This window comes from Salmonella sp. 741265073_HBA (assembly GCF_046569105.1).
Taxonomy (GTDB): domain Bacteria; phylum Pseudomonadota; class Gammaproteobacteria; order Enterobacterales; family Enterobacteriaceae; genus Salmonella; species Salmonella enterica.
This window is the reverse complement of the sequence record NZ_JBKFRY010000001.1, coordinates 364,936-388,319: the sequence shown is the minus strand read 5'-3', so window position 1 is coordinate 388,319 and position 23,384 is coordinate 364,936. Positions and strand designations below refer to the sequence as shown.

The following is a 23,384-nucleotide window of genomic DNA, read 5'->3' as shown; positions in this document are numbered from 1 at the left end:
CCTGGTATGCCGCACCATTTATCACTACCTTAGTCTTCATTTAATCATGATATAGTAGAATCCCCTTATTTAACGGGCTTTACCATGTCGTATTCTATCGGCGAATTTGCCAGACTATGCGGTATCAATGCCGCCACGCTAAGGGCATGGCAGCGACGCTATGGTTTATTGAAACCGCAGCGTACTGATGGCGGACATCGCTTATACAGCGATGACGATATTCGACAAGCGCTTAGCATCCTCGACTGGGTGAGAAAAGGCGTACCGATAAGCCAGGTCAAACCCTTACTGTCGCGTCCGGTCATTCGCCTGGGCGATAACTGGATAACGATCCAGGAGACGATGCTTCAACATCTCCACGAAGGGCGAATTGACGCGCTGCGGCAGTTGATTTATGACTGTGGCCGGGAATATCCCCGCGCAGAACTGGTGACCCATTTATTGCGTCCGTTGCGCAGCAAAGTGTCCGCGCACCTTCCCGCCGTGATGACGCTGCGCGAAATACTGGATGGCATCATTATTGCCTACACCTCTTTTTGCCTTGAAGGCGACAGAAAAGCGCCTGGCAACAATGCATTTATTAGCGGATGGCATCTCTCGGATCACTGTGAAATCTGGCTGGAAGCGTTGACTCGTACCGGACAAGAGCTGCGGCTCAATGTGCTTCCCTCTCCACCAGCCATGCTGGCGCCCGAGCTGTTCGCCCAGAGAAAATGGTTCCTGGTGACCACCGGAAAGCTCACTGCCGGGCAGAAAAAACAGCTTGCCCAGTGGCGCAACGTGGTCGCTTCGCTGGAGGTTATCACACTATAAGCGCTGAAATAGATTTCTTCCCCTCATTCTATCTTATTGATATTTAACTACGTCAAAAAAAATCCCCGCGAAAACTTAGACAAAAAAACAAAGTTGTGTAAGTTTTAAATCAGCGTGAGATAACATTTTGCGCCATTGGCGTCAGTCGTCGTACTTTCAATAAGGGGGAATCATGAATAACAAACCCGTAGTCGGCATTAGCGGATGTCTGACTGGCGCCGCGGTACGCTTTGATGGCGGACATAAGCGTATGGATTTTGTCATGAACTCTCTGGCACCGTGGGTGGACTACAAACCGATCTGCCCGGAGGTGGCAATCGGCCTGCCCGTGCCTCGCCCTGCGCTGCGTCTTATCCAGACGACCTGCGGCGACATTCGGATGCGCTATAGCCATGCCCCGCACGATGACGTCACCGAGCGAATGAATGCCTTTGCCGATCGGTTTCTGCCAACAATAGGCGAACTGGCGGGGTTTATTGTGTGTGCAAAATCGCCCAGTTGCGGAATGGAGCGCGTTCGCCTGTATGATGAAAAGGGTAACAGGGGCCACAAAGCTGGCACGGGGCTGTTTACCGCCGCGATGATGGAGAAATATCCCTGGCTGCCGATAGAGGAAGATGGTCGCCTGCACGATCCGGTACTACGCGAGAATTTCATCGCACGTATCTTCGCGCTACATGAATTAAATGCGCTACGCGCGCAGGGCTTGAGTCGTCACAGTTTGCTCGCGTTTCATAGCCGATACAAACTTCAGCTTCTCGCCCACCACCAGGCCGGCTACCGCGAAATTGGCCCTTTCGTCGCGCGTCTGCATGAGTGGGACGATCTGGATGCCTTCTTTGTCCGATACAGAGAAAAACTGATGGCTATCCTGCGACACCCCGCTTCACGTAAAAATCACACCAATGTGCTGATGCATATCCAGGGCTATTTTCACCGCGCGTTGAACAGCAGGCAACGCGCGGAATTACGCGAGGTGATTCTCGGCTACCGGGCGGGCCGACTACCTATCCTGGCACCGTTAACGCTGCTGAAGCACTATCTGGCGGAACATCCAGATGACTATCTACGCAGCCAGAATTATTTTGAGCCGTACCCTGATACATTAGGGCTGCGCTTAGCCATCAACTGATAACCCTGCGCATCGCTAATGGCGGGCAACCCGCCCGCCATGGTGACAATCGCGACAATTCAAAGGCGATTTCGTTATTGCCCCCCTGATAGCGGCTATGACCGCGCCAGAGCGTTAATCGCGGTTTCCATAGCCTGTTTTTCTAACGCGCTACGTTGGATGCGTTGATTCGCCAGCGCGGTTCTTAACACGCCCGCAATAACAATATATTTAGGCTCCTGCCCCAGATCGCGCATTTCCAGCACGACCTTGCCCACCACCCGGCACATCTCGCGGTACAGTTCGTCATCTTTTGTCGGTTTTGTCATACGTTTTACTCGTCGCCAGCTCAAACCAACAGAATATAACAGTCTTCTCTATTAAACAAAATTTGATGCAAATCAAAGAAATAACGCGGTTTATTATTCATGGCTCATACGTTGTTCGTATTCTGGTCTCTGGCGAGGCCATTTTTTCGAAACGCCTAATCAGTTCCGCCAGACTACCGGCCTGCATTTTTTCCATGACTCTGGCGCGGTGCACCTCTACGGTACGCACCGCGATATTCATCGCTTCCGCAATTTCACGGTTCATAAATCCTTTTGCCACCAGGCTGGCCAGCTCACGCTCTTTCGGCGTCAACTGCTGGTAACACAGTATAATCTCACGGCGCGCCACCGCTGCCGATGAAACCGTCAGCGCACGCTCCAGCGCCGCCTGTAGCGGTTTTACCGATACCGGTTTTTGCAGAAAATCGACGGCGCCGCGTTTCATCTGCTCCACGGCCATCGGTACATCGCCATGCCCGGTAAGAAAAACAACCGCCAGGGTACTTCCGCACTGGCGCAACGCATCATGAACGCCCTGCCCATCCAGTACCGGCATTCGCATATCCAGTAATACGACCCCGGCCTGATACAGACTGGCCTGCGCCAAAAAATCCGCCCCCTGCGTCCAGCATTTTACGTCATATCCCAGGCTTTCCAGTAAAAACGCGCACGCGTTAGTGACCGCCGTATCATCATCCAGTAGATGAATTGTCGCCATCCCTGCCCCCATGTTCATGTAAGAAATGTATCGTGACCACCGTTCCCGACAGACCGTCCGGCGCGGTGTGGTTCCTGATGCTGATATCGCCCCGCCCATACCGCACCAGCCGCTGGCAAATCGCCAGCCCTAAGCCCATCCCCTCTTTGCGGGTTGTCATAAACGGCTGAAACGCCTGACGTAATAGCGCCTCATCGATTCCCCCGGCGTTATCCTGTAAAACGATGCTGATGCCGTTTTCAGTATGTTCAGCAACGACCCATAAATGGGTGGCGCCCGCCTGAGCCGCATTAAGAATGATATTCGCCAGCACCTGTTCCAGCAGCATTGACGGCAGCGTTACGCGCAGCGCAGCGCTAACCTCGGTATGCAGAGTCACTGTCGGAAACTGTTGCGCCATACGCAACAATTGCCAGACATGATCAATCGCCTCGCGAATGGCTATGGCCTTCCACGCTTCGGTTAGCACCGGGTTGCCCTGCGCCTGGCTGACCCAGTGACGCAGGTTACGCAGAGTATCCGCACCGCGTTGCGCCTGCTGGTCAATCTGCTCCAGCGCCGGCAGCAAGGGATGCTGTTCATCTGCAACGCGCAGTCGAATCAGGCACCCCTGGGCATAATGTCGAATCGCGGAAAGCGGCTGATTAAGCTCATGGGCAAACCCGGAGGTCATTTCACCCAACACGCTCATTTGCCGGGCGGTTTCCAGCGCCCGCTCATGCTGATGAAGGACTACGCTATTACGTTCCAGTTGCTTTCCACGTCGACGCACCAGCAGCATGACCCAAATATAATTGAGCGTGAGCAACAGGAACGCCAGAATCACGCCGCCGACCATTAGCTGGTGCTGGATTAACCAACTTTTGACATCCAGCCACAGTCGACGCTGCTGAGGGTGCTGACGAACATCACGCAGCAACGCTTCCACCTGACTGGTCGACGCTGGCGCGCCCCAGTGAAATGACGCGGCGGCGGGCGCGTTGAATAGCGCTCGCGTTACGCGATCCGCCAACGCATCGCTTACCGCAGGTAGCGCCGCGAACGACCAGTCAGGATATAACGGCGTACTGGTTAAGCAAGGCAGGGGCGTCGGTCGGGAAAGCAGCGCGATAAAGTCCTTTTTATTAATCAATCCTTCCTGATCCATATTTTCTAACAGGCACACTGGCACAATTGCCGCCTGCACCGCTTTTTCGCGCAGCATATAGACTAAGGCATCGCCAGGAAATCCGGTAAAACGAAGATGAAAATCGCGCTCCGGGCGTAAGCCCGCGTCGCTGAGCGCTTTATAGCCTAATAAATAGCCGCCAAACGCCTGAGCATCAATCGCGCCGACTGTCTTACCGATGAGATCATGCGCCGTGGTGATGCCGCTATCGCGCCGGGTCAAAATCACGCTGCCAATAACATTACTCACCGCTTTCCCATCGCGCGTGGAGCGCAGGGAAGCTAACCAGCGCAGCGGCGCATGGCTGTTCAGTTGGACAAATTGAGCCGGGTTGGTTATCACAAACTGCACGGTTCCCTGGTTAACGGCCTCCTGCATTTGATGCAGATCCAGCGGCTGGATGTGAAAGGTTTCGCCTGGAAGCTGTTGGCTTAATGTCTTTGCCAACGGTTGCCAGTGGCTACGCGTAGACGCCTCGCCGCGCATGGCCAAAATACCGATATTCCACGTCCCTGCCCACGCGCCATGACAAAGTAGCCCTACTGCCGCCAACACCGCCAGGCGCCTTACGGTTTTACCTCTCACCCCAATATCCCTGTCAATTATGTTGTTTTAGATCAACAACAAGCCGGGTATGTGGTTAACCACAATAGAGCGCACCCCGTCTCGATTTTTACACTGTAAATCATCAACATTTTTTATTCATTACACATGAACCAACATCGTGACAAATGTTTCATTGTTGGCAATGTGGACGGGAGTCAATATGGACAGCAGTAAACGGCAATTTCTCCAGCAGCTCGGCGTCCTGACCGCTGGCGCCTCGCTGGTTCCGCTGGCTGAAGCGAAATTTCCTTTTTCGCCGGAGCGGCATGAAGGCTCTCCCCGACACCGTTACGCCATGCTTATCGACCTGCGGCGTTGTATCGGCTGTCAGTCCTGTACCGTAAGTTGCACTATTGAAAACCAAACGCCGCAGGGCGCGTTTCGTACGACCGTGAACCAATACCAGGTCCAGCGTGAAGGTAGTCAGGAAGTCACGAATGTGCTATTGCCGCGTCTGTGCAACCATTGCGATAACCCCCCCTGCGTGCCGGTCTGCCCGGTACAAGCCACCTTTCAGCGGGAAGACGGCATTGTGGTGGTGGATAACAAACGCTGCGTCGGCTGCGCCTATTGTGTCCAGGCGTGTCCTTACGACGCCCGATTTATCAATCATGAAACGCAAACTGCCGATAAATGCACGTTTTGCGTCCATCGTCTGGAAGCCGGACTGTTACCCGCTTGCGTAGAGTCCTGCGTCGGCGGCGCGCGTATTATTGGCGATATCAAAGATCCCCATAGCCGCATCGCCACCATGCTTCATCAACATCGCGACGCTATCAAGGTATTAAAGCCGGAAAACGGCACGTCGCCCCATGTTTTCTACCTGGGTCTGGACGACGCCTTTGTCACCCCATTAATGGGCCGTGCGCAGCCCGCGCTTTGGCAGGAGGTCTGAATGACGCATTCACTCATCATTGAAGAAGTGCTGGCTCACCCGCAGGACATTAGCTGGCTGCCGTGGGCGGTACAATATTTCTTTTTTATTGGTATTGCCGCCTGCGCCGCACTGTTTGCCTGTTATCTTCACTGGCGGAAAAAAGACGCCGCAACAGAAGAAAATCGGGCATTACTGATTGCCATTACCTGTGCGATTACCGCACCGCTGGCGTTGACGGCGGATCTGCACCAGACCGCCCGCGTCTGGCATTTCTATGCCTGGCCGACGCCCTGGTCGTGGATGCCCTGGGGAGCGTTGTTCCTGCCGCTGTTTACCGGGTTTCTCGCTCTGTGGTTCCTGGCGCAGCAGATAAAACGATTATTCAATAAAAGTTACAACGTCACTAAATGGTTGGCGTTAGCCAGCGCACTTTGCGCGGTGGGCCTGTTGATTTATACCGGCCGCGAAGTCTCCGTTGTGCTGGCGCGTCCAATCTGGTTTAGCTACGCCTTCCCCGTGGCGATGTTTCTTAGCGCCTTACAGGCGTTCTTCGCGCTGATGATTGTCGCCGCCCGACGCGACTCGGTAAGGCTGCCAAAAATATTGTGGGGACAAATCTGGACGCTGGCGGCGCTGGGGCTGGTTGTGGCCATGTGGGTTAGCGGCGATACGCTTTCCGGCACGGCAATCCGTCAGTGGATTACTGTCGCCCTGTCAGCCAAATATTACGCTGTCGGCTGGCTAGCGCTGTGGGTATTCACGCTGCTGTTCTGTAGCCTGGCGCTACGTCATCCGTTATCGCAACTAAGACGCGTCCTGCTGGTTCTGAGCGCGCTGGCGCTATGTTGGCTGATGCGCTGGACATTGTTGATTCAGGTACAAACCGTACCCAAGTTCAACGCGCAATTTAACCCTTACTCGTTACCAGGCGGAACGGATGGCTGGCTGGCTATTCTCGGCACCTTCGGCCTGTGGATAGCGCTACTGATTATTATTCGTGAAACGCTGAACGGACTCACCAGGAGATTACAACATGGCTAATTTAACCCGTCGTCAGTGGCTAAAAGTCGGTCTCGCCGTCGGTGGGATGGTCACTTTTGGTCTGAGCTACCGTGATGTGGCGAAACGCGCAATTGATGGCCTGTTAAACGGGACGTCCGGCAAGGTAACGCGCGACCGCATCTTTGGCAATGCGTTAATTCCGGAGGCGCAGGCGCAAACGCACTGGCAGCAAAATCCACAACAAACCATCGCCATGACGCAATGCTTCGGCTGTTGGACACAGTGCGGTATCCGCGCCCGGGTTAATGCCGATGGCAAAGTGATACGCATCGCCGGCAATCCCTATCACCCCTTGTCGCAGGAACACCCGATTGACTCATCCGTGCCTTTTAGCGAAGCCATGGAGCAACTGGCGGGAGAAAGCGGTCTTGACGCCCGCTCAACCGCCTGCGCGCGCGGCGCCACGCTGCTGGAAAGCCTGTACAGTCCGCTGCGACTGCTTGAACCAATGAAACGCGTGGGTAAACGCGGAGAAGGGAAATGGCAACGCATCAGCTTTGAGCAGCTTATTGAAGAAGTCGTGGAAGGCGGCGATCTGTTTGGCGAAGGTCATGTGGACGGACTGCGCGCTATTCATGCGCCGGATACGCCAATTGACGCAAAGCATCCCAGTTTCGGGCCCAAAACCAATCAGTTACTGGTCACGAATACCAGCGACGAAGGCCGCGATGCGTTTCTGCGTCGTTTTGCGCTAAATAGCTTCGGCAGCAAGAATTTCGGCGCGCATGGCGCCTACTGTGGACTAGCTTACCGGGCCGGCTCCGGGGCGCTGATGGGCGATCTGGATAAAAACCCGCATGTCAAACCCGACTGGGAAAACGTGGAGTTTGCGCTCTTTATGGGCACCTCCCCGGCACAGTCCGGTAATCCCTTTAAACGCCAGGCGCGTCAGTTGGCGAGCGCCCGGCTGCGTGAGAATTTTCAATACGTCGTGGTCGCCCCCGCCCTCCCCTTATCAACGGTGCTCGCCGATCCTCGCGGTCGCTGGCAACCGGTCATGCCCGGCAGCGATTCGGCGCTGGCAATGGGAATGATCCGCTGGATCATGGATAATCAACGTTATAATGCTGATTATCTGGCGATTCCCGGCGTACAGGCGATGCAGCAGGCCGGCGAGCAAAGTTGGACCAACGCCACGCACCTGGTCATTGCGGATGAACTGCCGACGCTTGCCGGACAACACCTGACGCTACGCCATCTTACGCCCGATGGCGAAGAGACCCCTGTCGTACTGAATACCGACGGCGAGTTGGTCGATGCCTCCACTTGCCGACAGGCACGGCTTTTCGTGACGCAGTACGTTACGCTCGCCGACGGCCAACGGGTCACGGTGAAGAGCGGGTTGCAACGCCTGAAAGAGGCGGCAGAAAAGCTCTCGTTGGCGCAATACAGCGAACAGTGCGGCGTGCCGGAAGCGCAAATTATCGCGCTGGCGGAAACCTTTACCGGTCACGGACGTAAAGCCGCGGTCATCAGTCACGGCGGCATGATGGCCGGCAATGGGTTTTATAACGCCTGGTCGGTCATGATGCTTAACGCGCTGATCGGCAACCTCAGCTTGTCCGGCGGCGTCTTTGTCGGCGGCGGCAAATTCAACGGCGTTAGCGACGGCCCCCGCTACAACATGAACAGTTTTGCCGGAAAAGTGAAACCGTCCGGGTTAAGTATTGCCCGTAGCAAAACCGCTTATGAAGCATCGGAAGAATACCGCGACAAAATTGCCGGCGGGCAATCCCCTTATCCAGCCAAAGCGCCGTGGTATCCCTTTGTGGCAGGCCAGCTTACCGAACTGTTGACCTCCGCGCTCGAAGGCTATCCTTATCCGCTTAAAGCCTGGATTTCCAATATGAGCAACCCGTTTTACGGTGTTCCCGGTCTACGCGCCGTCGCGGAAGAAAAGCTAAAAGACCCTCGCCGACTGCCGCTCTTTATCGCAATTGACGCCTTTATGAATGAAACGACGGCGCTGGCGGATTACATTGTGCCGGACACGCACAATTTTGAGAGCTGGGGCTTTACGGCGCCCTGGGGCGGCGTAGCCAGTAAAGCCACTACCGCCCGCTGGCCAGTTGTCGCCCCCGCCACTCACCGAACGGCGGACGGGCAACCTGTCTCAATGGAAGCATTTTGTATTGCGGTAGCAAAACGGCTCCATCTGCCCGGCTTCGGCGACCGGGCGATAACCGATCCGCAGGGCAATGCTTTTCCACTGAACCGGGCGGAAGATTTCTATCTGCGCGTAGCCGCTAATATCGCCTTTATGGGCAAGACGCCGGTCGCGCCGGCAAATCAGGAAGATATTTCGCTTACCGGCGTCAGCCGCATTCTGCCAGCAATTCAGCACACGCTTAAAGCTGATGAGGTCGGTCGTGTGGCGTTTATCTACTCGCGTGGCGGCCGGTTTGCGCCCGAGGATAGCGGCTATACGGAGCAACGGTTAGGTAACGCGTGGAAAAAACCCTTACAGATCTGGAATGCAGATGTCGCCGCCCACCGTCACGCCATCACCGGGGAGCGTTTCAGCGGTTGCCCGGTCTGGTATCCGGCGCGTTTGTCAGATGGTCGTGCGATTGACGACCAGTTTCCCATTGGGCAATGGCCGCTGAAACTGATTTCATTTAAATCAAATACCATGTCCAGCTCAACAGCCGTCATCCCGCGCTTACACCATGTGAAGCCAGCAAACCTGGTGGCGCTGAATCCGCAAGACGGCGAGCGTTATGGGCTGCAACATGGCGATCGGGTACGGATCATTACGCCGGGCGGTCAGGTCGTGGCGCAAATCAGTTTGTTAAATGGCGTGATGCCAGGCGTCATCGCCATCGAACACGGATATGGTCACCGCGAGATGGGCGCAACGCAGCACTCTCTGGATGGCGTGCCTATGCCGTATGATCCACAAATCAGGGCAGGCATAAATCTTAACGATCTGGGCTTTGCCGATCCGACAAGAACCATTACCAACACCTGGCTCGACTGGGTTTCTGGCGCGGCGGTACGTCAGGGGCTACCGGCAAAAATCGAGCGTATATAACCCCAGGGCCGGAGAGCGATATCGTCTTATTTCGTCGAGGGTAGCGACTGATAAGCGAACGCTGTCCGGCTGCATATACTCACTGAATCGTGCAAGCCCAACTATTTTACGTTCACCCCGTCATATTACATAGAAAATATATGACAACACTCACAAAACTATTTTCCCCTTCTGTAAGCAATTAATATTTAACACATTGGCTGCGCTTCTGATTATTGACATTCATTTGGGGTTACTTCCGGTTGACCGCATAATCTGTGATTGAATTCACCGCATGACAACATTGCCATAAATACAATTCAACTCACTACCCGGAGGCAATATGTTTAAAGAAGAAAGACGTCATGCCATCATTAATTTACTGATAAAGGATAATAGTGTTAGCGTCAGTAAACTTTCAGACCTTTATAAGGTTAGCCAGGAGACTATTCGTTCCGATCTACGCTATTTCCAGAAATCAGGTATGCTTCAGCGTTGCTATGGCGGAGGGATTTTAAACCGTGACGCGCTGAGTAAGCTTATCACTGAAAATAAGATTGATATCTCCAGCACTATCGCCACGCCAATCCATCAGGATGCAAAACTGCGCCGGGAAAACACAAAAAAAGCAGGCAAGGTGTGTGTTTTAGGCTCATTCAATATTGATGTTTCAGCAACCGTGCCGTGGTTTCCACAAAGCGGAGAATCCATTCTGGCCAGTCAATTTGGATTCTATCCTGGCGGTAAAGGAGCCAACCAGGCTTTAGCGGCAAACAATGCCGGCGCTGCGGCGCATTTTATTTTTAAAGTGGGCAAAGATCAGTTCAGCGCATTTGCTATGAATCATATTATTCAATCAGGCATCACCTCATACAGCGCGTATCAAACAGATAAAGCGCCCACCGGTAGCGCATTGATCTATGTCTCCGCCGTGGATGGCGATAATATTATCGCCATCTACCCTGGCGCCAATATGATGCTCACCACGCAAGAGATTAACGAGCAACACCGTTATATCGCCGAGTCTGACGTTATGTTAATGCAGCTCGAAACGAACATTGAAGCGTTGACTGAATTTATTCGTCTGGGCAAACAAGAAAATAAAATGATCATGCTGAATCCTGCCCCCTATACGAAACAGGTGACGCATTTATTATCTGATATTGACATCATCACGCCGAATGAAACTGAAGCCTCTTTTTTATCCGGCGTAACCATTACTGATATTAATGATGCGAAAAAAGCCGGAAATATTATTCTGCAATCCGGGGTGAAAAAAGTCATCATTACCCTTGGCGCCCGTGGTTCTCTGCTCTGTGAGCACGCCCGCACGTTGTATATTCCTGCGTGGAGCGCCGTGGTAAAAGATGCCGCCGGGGCCGGTGACGCTTTTAATGGCGCCTTAGCCGCCGCGCTGGCGCGACAAGCAGACATGGTCGCAGCCATTCAATATGCCTCCGCTTTCGCTTCTCTGGCGGTGGAACAAGTCGGTGCGTCGAGTATGCCTCAGCACTTGCAGGTTTTACATCGAATGCGTACCCAATCTAATAAAGTCATTAACATTAATTAACAGGTGACATAATGAAAATCTTATTTATTGGCGAATCCTGGCACATTCATATGATTCACTCTAAAGGTTTTGATAGCTTTACATCGAGCAAATACGAAGAAGGCGCAGACTATTTATTATCCTGCTTACGCCAGGGTAATATCGATGTGGACTACATGCCTGCCCATATTGTGCAAACTCATTTTCCACAAACCGCCGAAGCATTAGCCTGCTATGATGCGATCGTCATCAGTGATATCGGTAGCAATACGTTCCTGCTACAAAACAGAACGTTTTATAATATGGACATTATTCCTGATGCATTACAACTTATCGCCGATTATGTTGCTGAGGGCGGCGGTCTGTTAATGATCGGCGGGTATTTATCCTTTACGGGAATAGAAGCAAAAGCCAATTATAAAAATACGGTTCTGGCGGAAGTATTGCCGGTTGATATGCTGGATGTAGATGACCGCGTAGAACTACCGCAAGGATGTAAAGCAGTAAATACTGCGGTAGAGCATGTTATTACCCAGCCATTTAGCGAATGGCCGCCGCTGTTGGGCTATAACAAGCTTATCGCCAAAGAAAATAGTCAAGTCCTTGCTGAAATTAATGGCGATCCACTGTTAGTTATGGGTACTTACCATAAAGGGAAAGTATGTTGCTTTGCCAGTGATTGTTCGCCGCACTGGGGAAGCCCGCAGTTTCTGCAATGGGAACATTACGCCACCTTCTGGTGTAATGTTTTACACACAATAAAAAAATAATATTATCCAGGCGAATATAAATTTCGCCTGCCCTGCCACACACTGAGTCATTAAGAATATGAATGATACTTATCTCTATGGCGAAATGTTTTCTGAAAACATATTGACAAGCTATCGGATTTATGGAGACAGAAAATCATTACTCACGCCGCTCATTATCCTTCACGGCGGCCCTTCTGGCGGCTTTGATTATTTATTAAATTATCGCCGTCTGGCTGATGACGGGCGCATGGTAATATTTTACGATCAATATGGTTGCGGTCGTTCAACGCATTTTCCTCATGCCGACGCGTCTTTCTGGACTATTGCGCGTTATCTCCGTCAATTAACCCAATTAATTCATCACCTGGGTATTGGGCACGGGTATTCGATACTGGGACATTCCTGGGGCGGAATGCTTGCCGCAGAGCACGCCTGCTTACAGCCTGCCGGGCTTCGCGGGACGATACTGGCCAGTTCGCCGGCCAGTATCGCCCTGTGGCAACTGGAAGCCATACGGCTCTTTAACGCTCTGACGCCAATGTCCGATGACGATATCAAAAACGTCATTATGCCCGCCGTCATTTATCAAAACCCACCGGAACAGCTGGTCGCTTATTATGCCAGGCACGTTTATACCCTCGCGGAAGAAGCCGTTCATGTTCAGCGATCTAATGCGCAGTTCGCCGCCGACCCTACGGGTTATCACATTTTATGGGGAACCAATGAACTGGCGGCAAATGGCAAACTTGCCGACTGGGATATTACGCCCCATTTGTGCCAGATACGCTGTCCTGTTCTGGTACTGCGCGGCGAAAACGATCAGGCAACCGAGCGCGTCGTCTCTCCGCTTCTCTCTCACATTTCAGACTGCCGCGCGGTCACTATTCCCGGCAGCAGCCATAACCCGCATGAAGAAAATATCGCGCCCTGCCTCGCAGCGGTAAGCGCGTTTTTACGCGATCTGGCATAAAAAGCCATTAAGGTATTTATCATGAAAAAAGTCAAAAAATTGTCTCTTACCGATTTAGTGCTTTATGGTCTGGTGTTTATGGTGCCTATCGCGCCAGTCTCTCTTTATGGCGTCGTTTATAATCTTTCGCACGGTATGGTTGCGCTGGTTTATATTATTGGCGCGATCGCGATGTTTTTTACCGCGTACAGCTACTCTACCTTATCGCAGCATATCTCCTCGTCGGGTTCGGCCTATGCGTATGCTGGCGTATGCATTAATCCCGCCGTAGGGTTTCTGACCGGATGGATATTACTGCTGGATTATCTTTTGTTCCCTACGCTCGTAGCTGTGCTGGGCGGTGTCGCGGTCCACGCTATTTTACCGCAAATCCCGGTCTGGGTCTGGCCGTTGATTTATGTGGCTATTGGCACCGGAGTCAACTATCTCGGGATACAGCAAACGGCGAAATTTGATAAGTTACTGGTCTTTATTCAACTCGGTATTCTGGCGATTTTCGTGCTACTCATTGTCCGTCTGATGCTGCTGGACAGTAGTCAGATAACGCTTTCCTTCCGGCCTTTTTTCGATTCACAGTGGTTCACCCCAGGGCTCATCGCGACGGCGATTTCGGTGGCTGCGCTGAATTTTCTCGGCTTTGACGCTATCAGTACATTAAGTGAAGAAAGCGAAGGCGGGGGACGCGCCGTCAGTAAAGCAACGCTGTTGGCGTTAGTTTTGGCGACGGTATTGTTTATTATCGTTGTAGCGTTTGCGGCGTTCGCCACCGGTAATGTCGACCGCTTCGCGGAAGGTAATGCGACGAATGAAGCATTTTTCACCATTGCCGGCAACGTTGGCGGTATCTGGCTCAAAGTGGCATTTTCCATCATTGTGGCGTTTGTGTGCGCCGTCGGCAACATTATTACCGCGCAAACGGCGGTGTCCAGAGTGCTATTTTCAATGGGGCGCGACCGAATGTTGCCCGCCTTCCTCGCTCACGTCCATACCACGCGTAAAACGCCGGATTATGCCATTCTGTTTACCGGCGGCGTCACCCTGCTGCTCAGCTACCTGTTTTCCGGCAAGATTGAATCTATCTCCACGCTGGTGAACTTTGGCGCGCTTTTCGCTTTTTTTGTCGTGAACCTGTGTGTGTTTATCCTGTTCAATTTCCGGATGAAAGCCCAGCGGCGCATTTTCGCCCATGTCATTTCGCCGATCATGGGGATGATCGTCATCGGCTACGTCTGTTTAAACATGAACATTCACGCTCTGATACTCGGAATTAGCTGGGCGGCGATCGGGATAGCGATACTGTGCTACCGAAAAGCACACAACCAAAACATCGCCATCGACCTGGAAGGCAAAAAGTTGCTCGATTGACATTATGCGCAACAACACCAGCTGTTGCGCAACGCCGCCCCTGTTCGGGCGGCGTCATCGCCAGCGACATCGTAAACAGCGTAATAACAAACCGTTGTGAATCTGCACAGATGTCTTTTGAAACAGGGTTTTCATTTTCCTTTTTTGTAAATTTCAGCGTATAATGCGCGCCAATTGTCTCTTGAATGGTTTCAGCGCATTGGACTGTAAAACTCAACGACTAAAATTATCCCCTTCCCGTTGGGCTGAAACGCGAGCACACATTCCTCTGCACGCTCTTTCGATGTCACCTATCCTTAGAGCGAGGCATCATCACTTTAGCAACACAGGCTTAGCTTCCGGGCCGTGCGCGCCCGAAGCCAGATTTCCATATCCTCCTCAACTTAAAGACTAAGACTGTCATGAAAAAGACGAAAATTGTTTGTACTATCGGTCCGAAAACCGAATCCGAAGAGATGTTAAGCAAAATGCTGGACGCGGGCATGAACGTGATGCGTCTGAACTTCTCTCATGGCGATTATGCAGAACACGGTCAGCGTATCCAGAACTTGCGCAACGTGATGAGCAAAACTGGTAAAAAAGCCGCTATTCTGCTTGATACTAAAGGACCAGAAATCCGCACCATTAAACTGGAAGGCGGTAACGACGTTTCGCTGAAAGCGGGCCAAACCTTTACTTTTACCACCGACAAATCCGTGGTCGGTAATAATGAAATCGTTGCCGTCACCTATGAAGGCTTCACCAGCGACCTGAGCGTTGGCAACACCGTCCTGGTTGACGATGGTCTGATCGGTATGGAAGTGACCGCCATCGAAGGCAATAAAGTCATTTGTAAGGTGCTGAACAACGGCGATCTGGGCGAGAACAAAGGCGTTAACCTGCCGGGCGTTTCTATTGCTCTGCCGGCGCTGGCTGAAAAAGACAAACAGGACCTGATCTTCGGTTGCGAACAGGGCGTTGACTTTGTTGCGGCGTCCTTTATCCGTAAACGTTCTGACGTTGTCGAAATTCGCGAGCATCTGAAAGCCCACGGTGGCGAAAACATCCAGATTATCTCTAAGATCGAAAACCAGGAAGGCCTGAACAACTTCGATGAAATTCTCGAAGCTTCCGACGGCATCATGGTTGCGCGTGGTGACCTGGGCGTAGAAATCCCGGTTGAAGAAGTGATTTTTGCGCAGAAAATGATGATCGAAAAATGTATCCGCGCACGTAAAGTCGTGATCACCGCGACTCAGATGCTGGATTCTATGATCAAAAACCCGCGTCCGACCCGCGCAGAAGCAGGCGACGTTGCGAACGCCATCCTCGACGGTACGGATGCGGTTATGCTGTCCGGCGAATCCGCAAAAGGGAAATACCCGCTGGAAGCCGTTTCTATCATGGCGACCATCTGCGAACGTACCGACCGTGTCATGAACAGCCGTCTGGACTACAACAACGACAGCCGTAAACTGCGCATTACGGAAGCGGTATGCCGCGGTGCGGTAGAAACTGCCGAAAAACTGGAAGCGCCGCTGATCGTGGTAGCGACCCAGGGCGGTAAATCCGCTCGCGCCGTGCGTAAATACTTCCCGGACGCCACCATCCTGGCATTGACCACCAATGAAGTGACCGCCCGTCAGTTAGTACTGAGCAAAGGCGTGGTATCGCAGCTGGTGAAAGAAATCAATTCTACTGATGATTTCTACCGTCTGGGCAAAGATGTCGCCCTGCAAAGCGGCCTCGCCCAGAAAGGCGACGTCGTAGTGATGGTCTCCGGCGCGCTGGTTCCAAGCGGCACCACTAACACCGCCTCTGTTCACGTACTGTAATAATTGTTGTGTGAATTAATTTGTTTAAAAAAGCGCCCTTCCGGCGCTTTTTTTATTTAATCGATAGCCACTATTAATAAAAAAATCAAATCGGATTTTACTATCTAATTGCGGATTATCTAAGAAGAATCCGATGGAAGCCCCCTGTTTTCTTTCGGTTTTTTAGGGACTTTCATGCATTTCGATGCTTCTTTGAGCGAACGATCAAAAATAAGTGCATTCCCATCAAAAAAATATTCTCAACATAAAAAAGTTTGTGTAATACTTGTAACGCTACATGGAGATTAACTCAATCTAGAGGGTATTAATAATGAATCGTACTAAACTGGTACTGGGCGCGGTAATCCTGGGTTCTACTCTGCTGGCTGGTTGCTCCAGCAACGCTAAAATCGATCAGCTGTCTTCTGACGTTCAGACTCTGAACGCTAAAGTTGACCAGCTGAGCAACGACGTGAACGCAATGCGTTCCGACGTTCAGGCTGCTAAAGACGACGCAGCTCGCGCTAACCAGCGTCTGGACAACCAGGCTACTAAATACCGTAAGTAATAGTACCTGCGTAATAAAAATGGCGCACGATGTGCGCCATTTTTTTTACATATATAACCACACAAAATATAATGTTATTATTATGAACCGTACTAACAGGCTGATCTTAGGTGCAGTAGTTCTGGGTTCCACGTTACTGGCAGGTTGTTCCAGCAACGCTAAAATCGATCAGTTGTCTTCCGATGTACAGACGCTGAGCGCTAAAGTTGAGCAACTGAGTAATGACGTAAATGCAATGCGTTCCGACGTTCAGGCTGCTAAAGACGATGCTGCTCGCGCGAACCAACGTCTGGACAACAAAGTATTCCGCATCTGTAAATAATTTGACGCACAATATAAAATGGCGCACATCGTGCGCCATTTTTTTGTCCGTCGTTTGCTGCGAAGACTACTGCGTCGCGCGTGTTTGCCCCTCTTCCCCGACAAAACCGTTCTGAGCGGATTCGACTGCGGTCGTATTTACCGCTGGCGTCTGCCCGGAGCTCACGCTGACTGGATACCCGGCTCGCCGGTATAGCGCCTTATCGACCAGGCGACTATCCACCCCTTGCGCGTTTCTGAACGCGGTAAATTCCGCAGGCAACACGTAAGGCATTGTCTGCACGTTTTGCTCTTCTTCCGGCGATAGCGGCCTGTGTACCTCTACATAACGAATGCCATTCGGCTCGACAGAGAATTTCACCGGCTGGTTAATCACTTTTACCGGCGTCCCCGTTCTGACCTGCGCAAATAACGCTTTGATGTCCGGCGCGTTCATGCGAATGCAACCGGAACTCACGCGCAGACCTACGCTATCCGGCGCGCTGGTACCATGAATGAGATATTCCCCATTACCGTGCGCCAGACGCAGCGCATAGCGTCCCAGCGGGTTATTTGGCCCGGCAGGGATCACCGGCGGCAGCGTGATCCCCCGCTCAAGCGAACGTTGGCGTATGCCCGCCGTCGGCGTCCACGTCGGGTTGGGGATCTTTTGCCCTATCCGGGTGTCCATGACGGGAGTTTCCAGCCCCTGCAAACCGATGCCGATGGGATACACCTGAACGCGGTTTTCTCCCGGCGGGTAATAATACAACCGTAGCTCCGCGAGGTTGACGATGACGCCTTCCCTGGGCGCATCCGGCAATAGCATCTGCGAGGGAATGGTAATTAGCGTACCGGGCTTAGGCACCGGCGCAATCGTATTGTTCGCTTCAAGAATGAGCATCGCCGCCGTATCAAAACGCCGGGCGATAGCCTGCAGGTTTTTATCACCTTCCTGTACGGTATAGGTTTGATTCTGACCAATAAGACGGCTGCCTTCTGGCGGTAATGGATAATCAACCGCCCAGGCTGCCTGTAACGCGCTATACGCGCCGATAATAGTTAGCGTAATGAAAGACGCACGTTTCATACCAAACCTCCTGTATTCCTGGTGCTGCCCTCTGCGACGACTGGTAGCGCTTCGCTTATCAGAATAACAAAATACACGCTCTATCCACTCTGGATAAAGCGACGTCGCCGTCCGACAAAGGATTTGACATCAGGTAGAACGCTGTCTGTACAGTTTAGCTAAGAGTGGCGGCCTTAGCGCGAATTGCGCGAATCATTGCTTCCAGCCCCTGAGAACGAGAAGGCGTGAGGTGCTGTGTAAGCGCCATTTTTTCGAACCATGGCCGGACATCAAAATGCACAATATCCTGCGCCGTCATTTGGTGGTACAAAATAAATACCACCGCCATAAGGCCTTTAACGATCGCCGCGTCGCTGTCGCCCTGCAATTCGATAATGCCGTTGGCGTTTCGCCGCATCACGATCCACACCTGGCTCTGACAGCCATGAATCGTATTTTGCGGATTGCGATCCTGCGGATTTAACTCCGCCAGGCGCTGCCCCAACTCAATAATATATAAATATTTCTCTTCCCAATTAGCGCAACGCGTAAAGTTACGCAGCAATTTTTCTTTATCCGGTAGCGCAGCCATAAAACCTCACTGTTATCCCAATAAGCGGTGGATACGCGTTAATCCTGCCACCAGTCGGTCCACTTCTTCATGGGTGTTATACATCGCCAGCGAAGCCCGGCACATTGCTGGCACGCCATACCAGGCCATGAGCGGCATCGCGCAGTGATGCCCCGTTCGTACCGCGATACCGTAATTATCAAGAAAGCTGCCAACGTCGTAAGCATGGTGTTTACCCAGATTAAACGCGATGACGCCCAACCGCTGCGCCGGGCCATATAGCGTGATATCAGGCACCTGCGCCAGTTGCTCCAGCGCATAGCGCATCAGCATCTGCTCATAATCGCCAATCTTATCCAGTCCCAGCGACGTCACATAGTCAATTGCCGCGCCCAGACCGATGATGCCGCCAGTATTCGGCGTTCCCGCCTCAAAACGCCAGGGCGCTTTCGCCCATGTCGTTCCCTGCGTCAGGCTGACGGTCGAAATCATCGACCCGCCCCCTTCCCACGGCGGCATTTCTTGCAGCAACGCCTCTTTAACATACAGAATGCCGATGCCGGTCGGCCCGTAAAGTTTATGGCCGGAGAAAACGTAAAAATCGCAGTCCAGCGCCTGGACGTCAACAGCATGGTGCATCACGGCCTGGGCGCCATCCACCAGCACTTTCGCTCCATGCTGGCGCGCCAGCGCAATCATGTCCGGCAGTGGGTTTTCCGTCCCCAGCACATTGGAAACATGGGTAATGGCCAGCAGTCGGGTCCGGTCATCGAACAGCGCAGCTAAGGTCTCCAGCCGCAGCGTACCGTCAGGATGCAATGGGATCACGCGCAGTTCAGCGCCTTTGCGCTCACACAGCATCTGCCAGGGAACGATGTTAGCGTGATGCTCCATCTCGCTGATGATAATGTTATCCCCGGCGCGAATATTTTCCGTTCCCCAACTGTTGGCGACAAGGTTAATGCCCTCCGTCGTACCGCGCACGAACACCAGTTCTTCTGCGGAGCGGGCGTTAATAAACCGCGACGCCTGCTTACGCACATTCTCCATGCTTTCGGTCGCCTGTGCGCTTAACGTATGGATACCTCGATGTACCGCAGCATAGCCGTGACGGTAGAAGGCAGATTCAGCGTCAATCACCTGATTGGGTTTTTGAGCGCTGGCTGCACTGTCCAGGTAAGCCAGCGGCAGGCCGTTAACTTCACGCTGCAGTATGGGAAAATCCGCCCGTACTTTTTCTACAGGAAATGTCATACCAGGCCTCCGGGCAGTCGCTGGCCGATTCGCGCCAGCACCTGCTGTTTAAGGGCGCTATCATGGATAGCTTCCGTTAACTCTGCGGCAAACGCGTAAAGAATCATGTGCCGCGCCTCCTGCTGTCTGATGCCGCGTGATTGCAGATAAAACATCTGCTCATCGTCAATACGCCCGATCGTCGCGCCGTGGCTGCACTTCACGTCATCGGCATAGATCTCTAATTGCGGTTTGGTATCGACTTCGGCCAGTTTCCCCAACAACAGGTTATTATTGGTCATCTGGCCGTCGGTTTTAATGGCGTGTTGCGCCACGTTGATCAGGCCATTAAAGACCGCGCGTCCTTTGTCGCTGACGATGGTCTTGTGCAACTGGCGGCTGTTACAGTAGCCTTTGTTATGTTCCAGCCATGTCCGCGTATCGCAGACTTCATTTTTCACCGGCATCGCCAGACTATTCAGTCGAAGCGTCGCGTTTTCGCCATTCAGTTGTGAGCTGCTGTGGTGACGTAGTACTGCGGCGCCCAGCAGAAAACTGTGGCTAAACGCCGAGGCGTCAGTCGCCAGCAGAAGATCGTTATGCGCAAAGTGATAGCTGGACGCATTTTCAAACGCCAGTTTGATATGGCGCAGTTGCGCATTGTCTGCAACGTTCATCGTCAGACGCGCGCCGGTAAAATGTTTTGCCGCTGTAAGGCTGACATAATGCTCAATAACCGTCGCTTCCGCGCCTTCCGCCAGCGCCAGATGGTGGCGATAATGCGCGGTATTCAGCTCGTCGCCATCCACGCCCTGCGTGATATGCATTAACAGTAGCGGCCTGGTCGGACGCTGATTTCGCCGTACCTGTATATACGTGACACATTGCGCCAGGCTTTCCGTCAGATGCAGAAAAACCTCAGGCTGTACCGGCGCGGCAAGCGTCTGGCGCTCATCCCTGACGCTAACGTCAAATCCGCTGTTTTGCGTGCTATCACTGAGCTCTGGCATAAACCGACCATCGACAAACACCAGCCGCACGGCATCGATTTGCAGCGCCAGCGCATCACGCTGTGCGGCGCTGATAGTCGCACACTGCTGGATAAACTGGCTATGGGTTAAGCCCTCCAGCGGCGTGTATTTCCAGTCTTCATGTTTACGCGTCGGCAATCCCAGACGTAACATCTGTTGTAAATGTTCTCTTGCCTGCTCAGTTCGACTTTCTCCTTTTTCTTCAAAGAGATGCTGCCATTGCTGTAGCGCTTTACTGCTGTTCGGTAAGCCAGCCATAACCCTGCTCCTCCAGTTGTTTGACCAGAGTAAAATCGCCGGATCGGACAATTCGCCCCTGATAGAGGACATGGACGTAATCAGGCTTGATGTAGTCCAGTATGCGCTGATAGTGGGTCACGATAATAAAAGCGCGTTTATCGTCGCGTAACGCGTTGACGCCTTCCGCCACAATTTTTAACGCATCAATATCCAGTCCGGAGTCCGACTCATCAAGGATGCACAGTTCCGGCTCCAGCACCGCCATTTGCAAAATATCATTGCGCTTTTTCTCCCCGCCGGAAAAACCGACGTTTACCGAACGGGTCAGCAAATCTTCCGGCATTTTCAGCAATGCGATCTTTTCTTCCATCAGATCCTGAAAATCAAAGCGATCCAATGACGCCTGCCCGCGGTAGGCGCGCACGGCATTCAGCGCGGTTTGCAGGAAAAACTGGTTACTGACGCCGGGGATTTCTACCGGGTACTGGAAGGCCATAAAAATCCCTTCACCCGCCCGTTCCTCCGGCGACAGTTCAAGCAGATCTTTACCTTTGAACGTAACCGAGCCGCCGGTGACCTCGTAATCTTCACGTCCCGCCAGGGTGGCGGAGAGCGTGCTTTTCCCGGAACCGTTCGGCCCCATAATGGCGTGAACTTCGCCGGGGTGAATCTCCAGATTCAGGCCACGCAAAATCGCTTTTTCTTCCACACTGACCTGTAAATCTTTAATGCTTAACATGGGTTTTCCTTCATCATTAACCGACGCTGTGCTCAAGGCTAATCGCCAGCAGTTTTTGCGCTTCAACGGCAAACTCCAGCGGCAGTTCCGAGAAAACGTCTTTACAGAACCCGTTGACGATCATCGAAATAGCGTCTTCTTCACTGATGCCGCGTTGCAAACAATAGAAAAGCTGATCTTCACCGATACGTGATGTTGTCGCTTCGTGCTCCAGCTGCGCGCTGTTATTGCGGCATTCAACATACGGGAACGTATGCGCGCCGCAGTCCGCGCCAATCAACATGGAGTCGCATTGGGTGAAATTTCGGGCGTTGGTCGCCGTCGGCATAATTTTTACCAGCCCACGGTAGCTGTTCTGGCTGTGGCCGGCGGAAATGCCTTTTGAAATAATGGTTGAGCGTGTGTTTTTACCGATATGGATCATTTTGGTGCCGGTGTCAGCCTGCTGATGTCCACTGGTCAGCGCAACGGAATAGAACTCGCCGATAGAATTATCACCGCGCAAAATACAGCTCGGGTATTTCCAGGTAATCGCCGAACCGGTTTCCGACTGGGTCCACGACATCTTGCTGTTTTCCCCTTCGCACAACGCACGCTTGGTCACAAAGTTCAGAATACCGCCCGTGTTGTTGTCGCCCGGGAACCAGTTTTGTACGGTGGAATATTTTACTTCAGCATCTTTATGGATGATGACTTCCACTACCGCGGCGTGGAGCTGATAACTGTCGCGTACGGGCGCGGAGCAGCCTTCGATATAACTCACATAGCTGCCTTCATCCGCCACCAGAATCGTGCGCTCAAACTGACCGGTTTTCTCAGCGTTAATGCGAAAATAGGTGGATAACTCCATCGGGCAACGCACGCCTTTGGGAACATAGATAAATGTCCCATCGGAAGCGACTGCCGCATTCAGCGCGGCAAAAAAGTTATCGTTCCCCGGCACGACGGTGCCAAGATATTTCCTGACCAGGTCAGGGTGATCGTGTATCGCTTCGCCAAAAGAACAGAAAATAATGCCCTGTTCCGCCAGTTTTTCACGGTATGTGGTCGCTACGGAGACCGAGTCAAAAATCGCATCGACGGCGACCTCTTTCCCTTCGCGAACCGGAACGCCAAGTTGCTCGAAGGCGTCTTCAACCTCTTTACTCAAAAAGGTATTCGCGCCCGTTTGCTGTACGGCTCCCGGTTGGGAAACGCAGCTATCGTCGCAGTTTCCGCATGATGGCGCAGAGTAATAGCTGTAGTCCTGATAGTTCAGTTTATCGTAGTGCGCCTTCAGCCAGTGCGGTTCATCCATGTCCAGCCAGGCTCTATAGGCATTGAGACGAAATTCCAGCATCCACTCAGGTTCGTTACGCTTTGCGGAAATCGCGCGCACCACCTCTTCGCTGATGCCTTTTGCCAGTTCATCAGTGGGTAGTTGCGTGAAAAATCCTTCTTTGTAATTAAGGCGTCCGCCTGTCCAGATGCCGACCTCTTCCGTTGCTTCAGTATTACGAGACATAGT

21 protein-coding genes are annotated in these 23,384 nt (G+C 52.6%); 12 read left to right on the top strand and 9 right to left on the bottom strand.

The features are described from left to right. Positions 1-84: 84 nt before the first annotated feature. Positions 85-813, top strand: a complete 729-nt coding sequence (locus ACLD3P_RS01965) for a MerR family transcriptional regulator (RefSeq protein ID WP_000122318.1) — start codon at positions 85-87, stop codon at positions 811-813. Between the two features lie 172 nt (positions 814-985). Beyond that, positions 986-1,945 (top strand): transcriptional regulator MlrB, encoded by a 960-nt coding sequence (gene mlrB / locus ACLD3P_RS01960; RefSeq protein ID WP_114047180.1) that lies wholly within the window; start codon positions 986-988, stop codon positions 1,943-1,945. A gap of 95 nt (positions 1,946-2,040) precedes the next feature. On the opposite strand, the gene fumD is transcribed toward mlrB, so the two are convergent. From fumD to ttrS, 3 genes are all read right to left on the bottom strand, one after another. After that, positions 2,041-2,253, bottom strand: a complete 213-nt coding sequence (fumD, locus tag ACLD3P_RS01955) for a fumarate hydratase FumD (protein WP_411006355.1) — start codon at positions 2,251-2,253, stop codon at positions 2,041-2,043. 97 nt (positions 2,254-2,350) lie between these two features. Continuing rightward, complete coding sequence (gene ttrR, locus ACLD3P_RS01950; RefSeq protein ID WP_000190927.1) at positions 2,351-2,971, bottom strand: tetrathionate respiration response regulator TtrR; 621 nt, start codon at positions 2,969-2,971, stop codon at positions 2,351-2,353. Further along, positions 2,946-4,724, bottom strand: coding sequence for a sensor histidine kinase (gene ttrS, locus ACLD3P_RS01945; RefSeq protein WP_411006354.1), 1,779 nt, complete (start codon positions 4,722-4,724; stop codon positions 2,946-2,948). Before ttrS ends, ttrR begins: the two co-directional genes overlap by 26 nt. A gap of 181 nt (positions 4,725-4,905) precedes the next feature. Here ttrS and ttrB point away from each other — a divergent pair, with 181 nt between their 5' ends. The 10 genes from ttrB (at position 4,906) to ACLD3P_RS01895 (ending at position 17,016) form a co-directional block, all read left to right on the top strand. Next, the gene (ttrB, locus tag ACLD3P_RS01940) at positions 4,906-5,640 is read left to right on the top strand and encodes a tetrathionate reductase subunit TtrB (RefSeq protein WP_001523928.1); all 735 of its coding nucleotides are present in this window, start codon (positions 4,906-4,908) and stop codon (positions 5,638-5,640) included. Beyond that, positions 5,641-6,663, top strand: coding sequence for a tetrathionate reductase subunit TtrC (gene ttrC / locus ACLD3P_RS01935; RefSeq protein WP_000149757.1), 1,023 nt, complete (start codon positions 5,641-5,643; stop codon positions 6,661-6,663). Then, positions 6,656-9,718, top strand: a complete 3,063-nt coding sequence (gene ttrA / locus ACLD3P_RS01930) for a tetrathionate reductase subunit TtrA (RefSeq protein ID WP_134944828.1) — start codon at positions 6,656-6,658, stop codon at positions 9,716-9,718. The genes ttrC and ttrA overlap by 8 nt, the downstream gene beginning before the upstream one ends. A 322-nt stretch (positions 9,719-10,040) precedes the next feature. Next, positions 10,041-11,267, top strand: coding sequence for a PfkB family carbohydrate kinase (locus tag ACLD3P_RS01925; RefSeq protein WP_000471823.1), 1,227 nt, complete (start codon positions 10,041-10,043; stop codon positions 11,265-11,267). A gap of 11 nt (positions 11,268-11,278) precedes the next feature. Then, entirely contained in the window at positions 11,279-12,016 is a 738-nt protein-coding gene (locus ACLD3P_RS01920) for a glutamine amidotransferase (RefSeq protein ID WP_023238413.1), read from the top strand. A 58-nt stretch (positions 12,017-12,074) separates the two neighbouring features. Beyond that, positions 12,075-12,968: a proline iminopeptidase-family hydrolase gene (locus ACLD3P_RS01915; protein WP_115286070.1), complete on the top strand. Its 894-nt coding sequence runs from the start codon at positions 12,075-12,077 to the stop codon at positions 12,966-12,968. Positions 12,969-12,989: 21 nt separating this feature from the next. Continuing rightward, a complete protein-coding gene (locus ACLD3P_RS01910; RefSeq protein ID WP_000756089.1) occupies positions 12,990-14,333 on the top strand; it encodes an APC family permease in 1,344 nt (447 codons plus the stop codon). Between the two features lie 401 nt (positions 14,334-14,734). After that, positions 14,735-16,147, top strand: coding sequence for a pyruvate kinase PykF (pykF, locus tag ACLD3P_RS01905; RefSeq protein ID WP_000751447.1), 1,413 nt, complete (start codon positions 14,735-14,737; stop codon positions 16,145-16,147). 310 nt (positions 16,148-16,457) lie between these two features. Next, on the top strand, positions 16,458-16,694 hold the full coding sequence (gene lpp / locus ACLD3P_RS01900; RefSeq protein WP_001082307.1) for a murein lipoprotein Lpp: 237 nt from the start codon (positions 16,458-16,460) through the stop codon (positions 16,692-16,694). An 82-nt stretch (positions 16,695-16,776) separates the two neighbouring features. Further along, a complete protein-coding gene (locus ACLD3P_RS01895) occupies positions 16,777-17,016 on the top strand; it encodes a major outer membrane lipoprotein (RefSeq protein WP_023136894.1) in 240 nt (79 codons plus the stop codon). A 66-nt stretch (positions 17,017-17,082) separates the two neighbouring features. Here ACLD3P_RS01895 and ACLD3P_RS01890 read toward each other — a convergent pair whose 3' ends face one another. The 6 genes from ACLD3P_RS01890 to sufB form a co-directional block, all read right to left on the bottom strand. Beyond that, positions 17,083-18,084 carry a L,D-transpeptidase family protein gene (locus ACLD3P_RS01890; protein WP_183052709.1) on the bottom strand — a complete coding sequence of 334 codons (1,002 nt, stop codon included), beginning with the start codon at positions 18,082-18,084 and terminating at the stop codon, positions 17,083-17,085. Between the two features lie 154 nt (positions 18,085-18,238). Beyond that, positions 18,239-18,655: a cysteine desulfuration protein SufE gene (sufE, locus tag ACLD3P_RS01885; RefSeq protein WP_000729470.1), complete on the bottom strand. Its 417-nt coding sequence runs from the start codon at positions 18,653-18,655 to the stop codon at positions 18,239-18,241. 12 nt (positions 18,656-18,667) lie between these two features. After that, a complete protein-coding gene (gene sufS / locus ACLD3P_RS01880) occupies positions 18,668-19,888 on the bottom strand; it encodes a cysteine desulfurase SufS (protein WP_000143859.1) in 1,221 nt (406 codons plus the stop codon). Further along, entirely contained in the window at positions 19,885-21,156 is a 1,272-nt protein-coding gene (sufD, locus tag ACLD3P_RS01875; RefSeq protein ID WP_024798036.1) for a Fe-S cluster assembly protein SufD, read from the bottom strand. The genes sufS and sufD overlap by 4 nt, the downstream gene beginning before the upstream one ends. Continuing rightward, positions 21,131-21,877 carry a Fe-S cluster assembly ATPase SufC gene (gene sufC / locus ACLD3P_RS01870; protein WP_220569236.1) on the bottom strand — a complete coding sequence of 249 codons (747 nt, stop codon included), beginning with the start codon at positions 21,875-21,877 and terminating at the stop codon, positions 21,131-21,133. The genes sufD and sufC overlap by 26 nt, the downstream gene beginning before the upstream one ends. Positions 21,878-21,893: 16 nt before the next feature. Beyond that, the gene (gene sufB, locus ACLD3P_RS01865; protein ID WP_000089383.1) at positions 21,894-23,381 is read right to left on the bottom strand and encodes a Fe-S cluster assembly protein SufB; all 1,488 of its coding nucleotides are present in this window, start codon (positions 23,379-23,381) and stop codon (positions 21,894-21,896) included. Between the last annotated feature and the right edge of the window lie 3 nt (positions 23,382-23,384).

Bases quoted from the DNA above. Each gene is read 5' to 3' on its own strand.
- sufE (WP_000729470.1), bottom strand. From the start codon at position 18,655: ATGGCTGCGCTACCGGATAAAGAAAAATTGCTGCGTAACTTTACGCGT.
- sufB (WP_000089383.1), bottom strand. From the start codon at position 23,381: ATGTCTCGTAATACTGAAGCAACGGAAGAGGTCGGCATCTGGACAGGC.
- ACLD3P_RS01920 (WP_023238413.1), top strand. From the start codon at position 11,279: ATGAAAATCTTATTTATTGGCGAATCCTGGCACATTCATATGATTCAC.
- ACLD3P_RS01925 (WP_000471823.1), top strand. From the start codon at position 10,041: ATGTTTAAAGAAGAAAGACGTCATGCCATCATTAATTTACTGATAAAG.
- ttrR (WP_000190927.1), bottom strand. From the start codon at position 2,971: ATGGCGACAATTCATCTACTGGATGATGATACGGCGGTCACTAACGCG.
- sufD (WP_024798036.1), bottom strand. From the start codon at position 21,156: ATGGCTGGCTTACCGAACAGCAGTAAAGCGCTACAGCAATGGCAGCAT.
- lpp (WP_001082307.1), top strand. From the start codon at position 16,458: ATGAATCGTACTAAACTGGTACTGGGCGCGGTAATCCTGGGTTCTACT.
- ttrB (WP_001523928.1), top strand. From the start codon at position 4,906: ATGGACAGCAGTAAACGGCAATTTCTCCAGCAGCTCGGCGTCCTGACC.
- ACLD3P_RS01910 (WP_000756089.1), top strand. From the start codon at position 12,990: ATGAAAAAAGTCAAAAAATTGTCTCTTACCGATTTAGTGCTTTATGGT.
- sufC (WP_220569236.1), bottom strand. From the start codon at position 21,877: ATGTTAAGCATTAAAGATTTACAGGTCAGTGTGGAAGAAAAAGCGATT.
- ACLD3P_RS01890 (WP_183052709.1), bottom strand. From the start codon at position 18,084: ATGAAACGTGCGTCTTTCATTACGCTAACTATTATCGGCGCGTATAGC.
- ACLD3P_RS01915 (WP_115286070.1), top strand. From the start codon at position 12,075: ATGAATGATACTTATCTCTATGGCGAAATGTTTTCTGAAAACATATTG.
- sufS (WP_000143859.1), bottom strand. From the start codon at position 19,888: ATGACATTTCCTGTAGAAAAAGTACGGGCGGATTTTCCCATACTGCAG.
- ttrC (WP_000149757.1), top strand. From the start codon at position 5,641: ATGACGCATTCACTCATCATTGAAGAAGTGCTGGCTCACCCGCAGGAC.
- fumD (WP_411006355.1), bottom strand. From the start codon at position 2,253: ATGACAAAACCGACAAAAGATGACGAACTGTACCGCGAGATGTGCCGG.
- pykF (WP_000751447.1), top strand. From the start codon at position 14,735: ATGAAAAAGACGAAAATTGTTTGTACTATCGGTCCGAAAACCGAATCC.
- ACLD3P_RS01965 (WP_000122318.1), top strand. From the start codon at position 85: ATGTCGTATTCTATCGGCGAATTTGCCAGACTATGCGGTATCAATGCC.
- mlrB (WP_114047180.1), top strand. From the start codon at position 986: ATGAATAACAAACCCGTAGTCGGCATTAGCGGATGTCTGACTGGCGCC.
- ttrA (WP_134944828.1), top strand. From the start codon at position 6,656: ATGGCTAATTTAACCCGTCGTCAGTGGCTAAAAGTCGGTCTCGCCGTC.
- ACLD3P_RS01895 (WP_023136894.1), top strand. From the start codon at position 16,777: ATGAACCGTACTAACAGGCTGATCTTAGGTGCAGTAGTTCTGGGTTCC.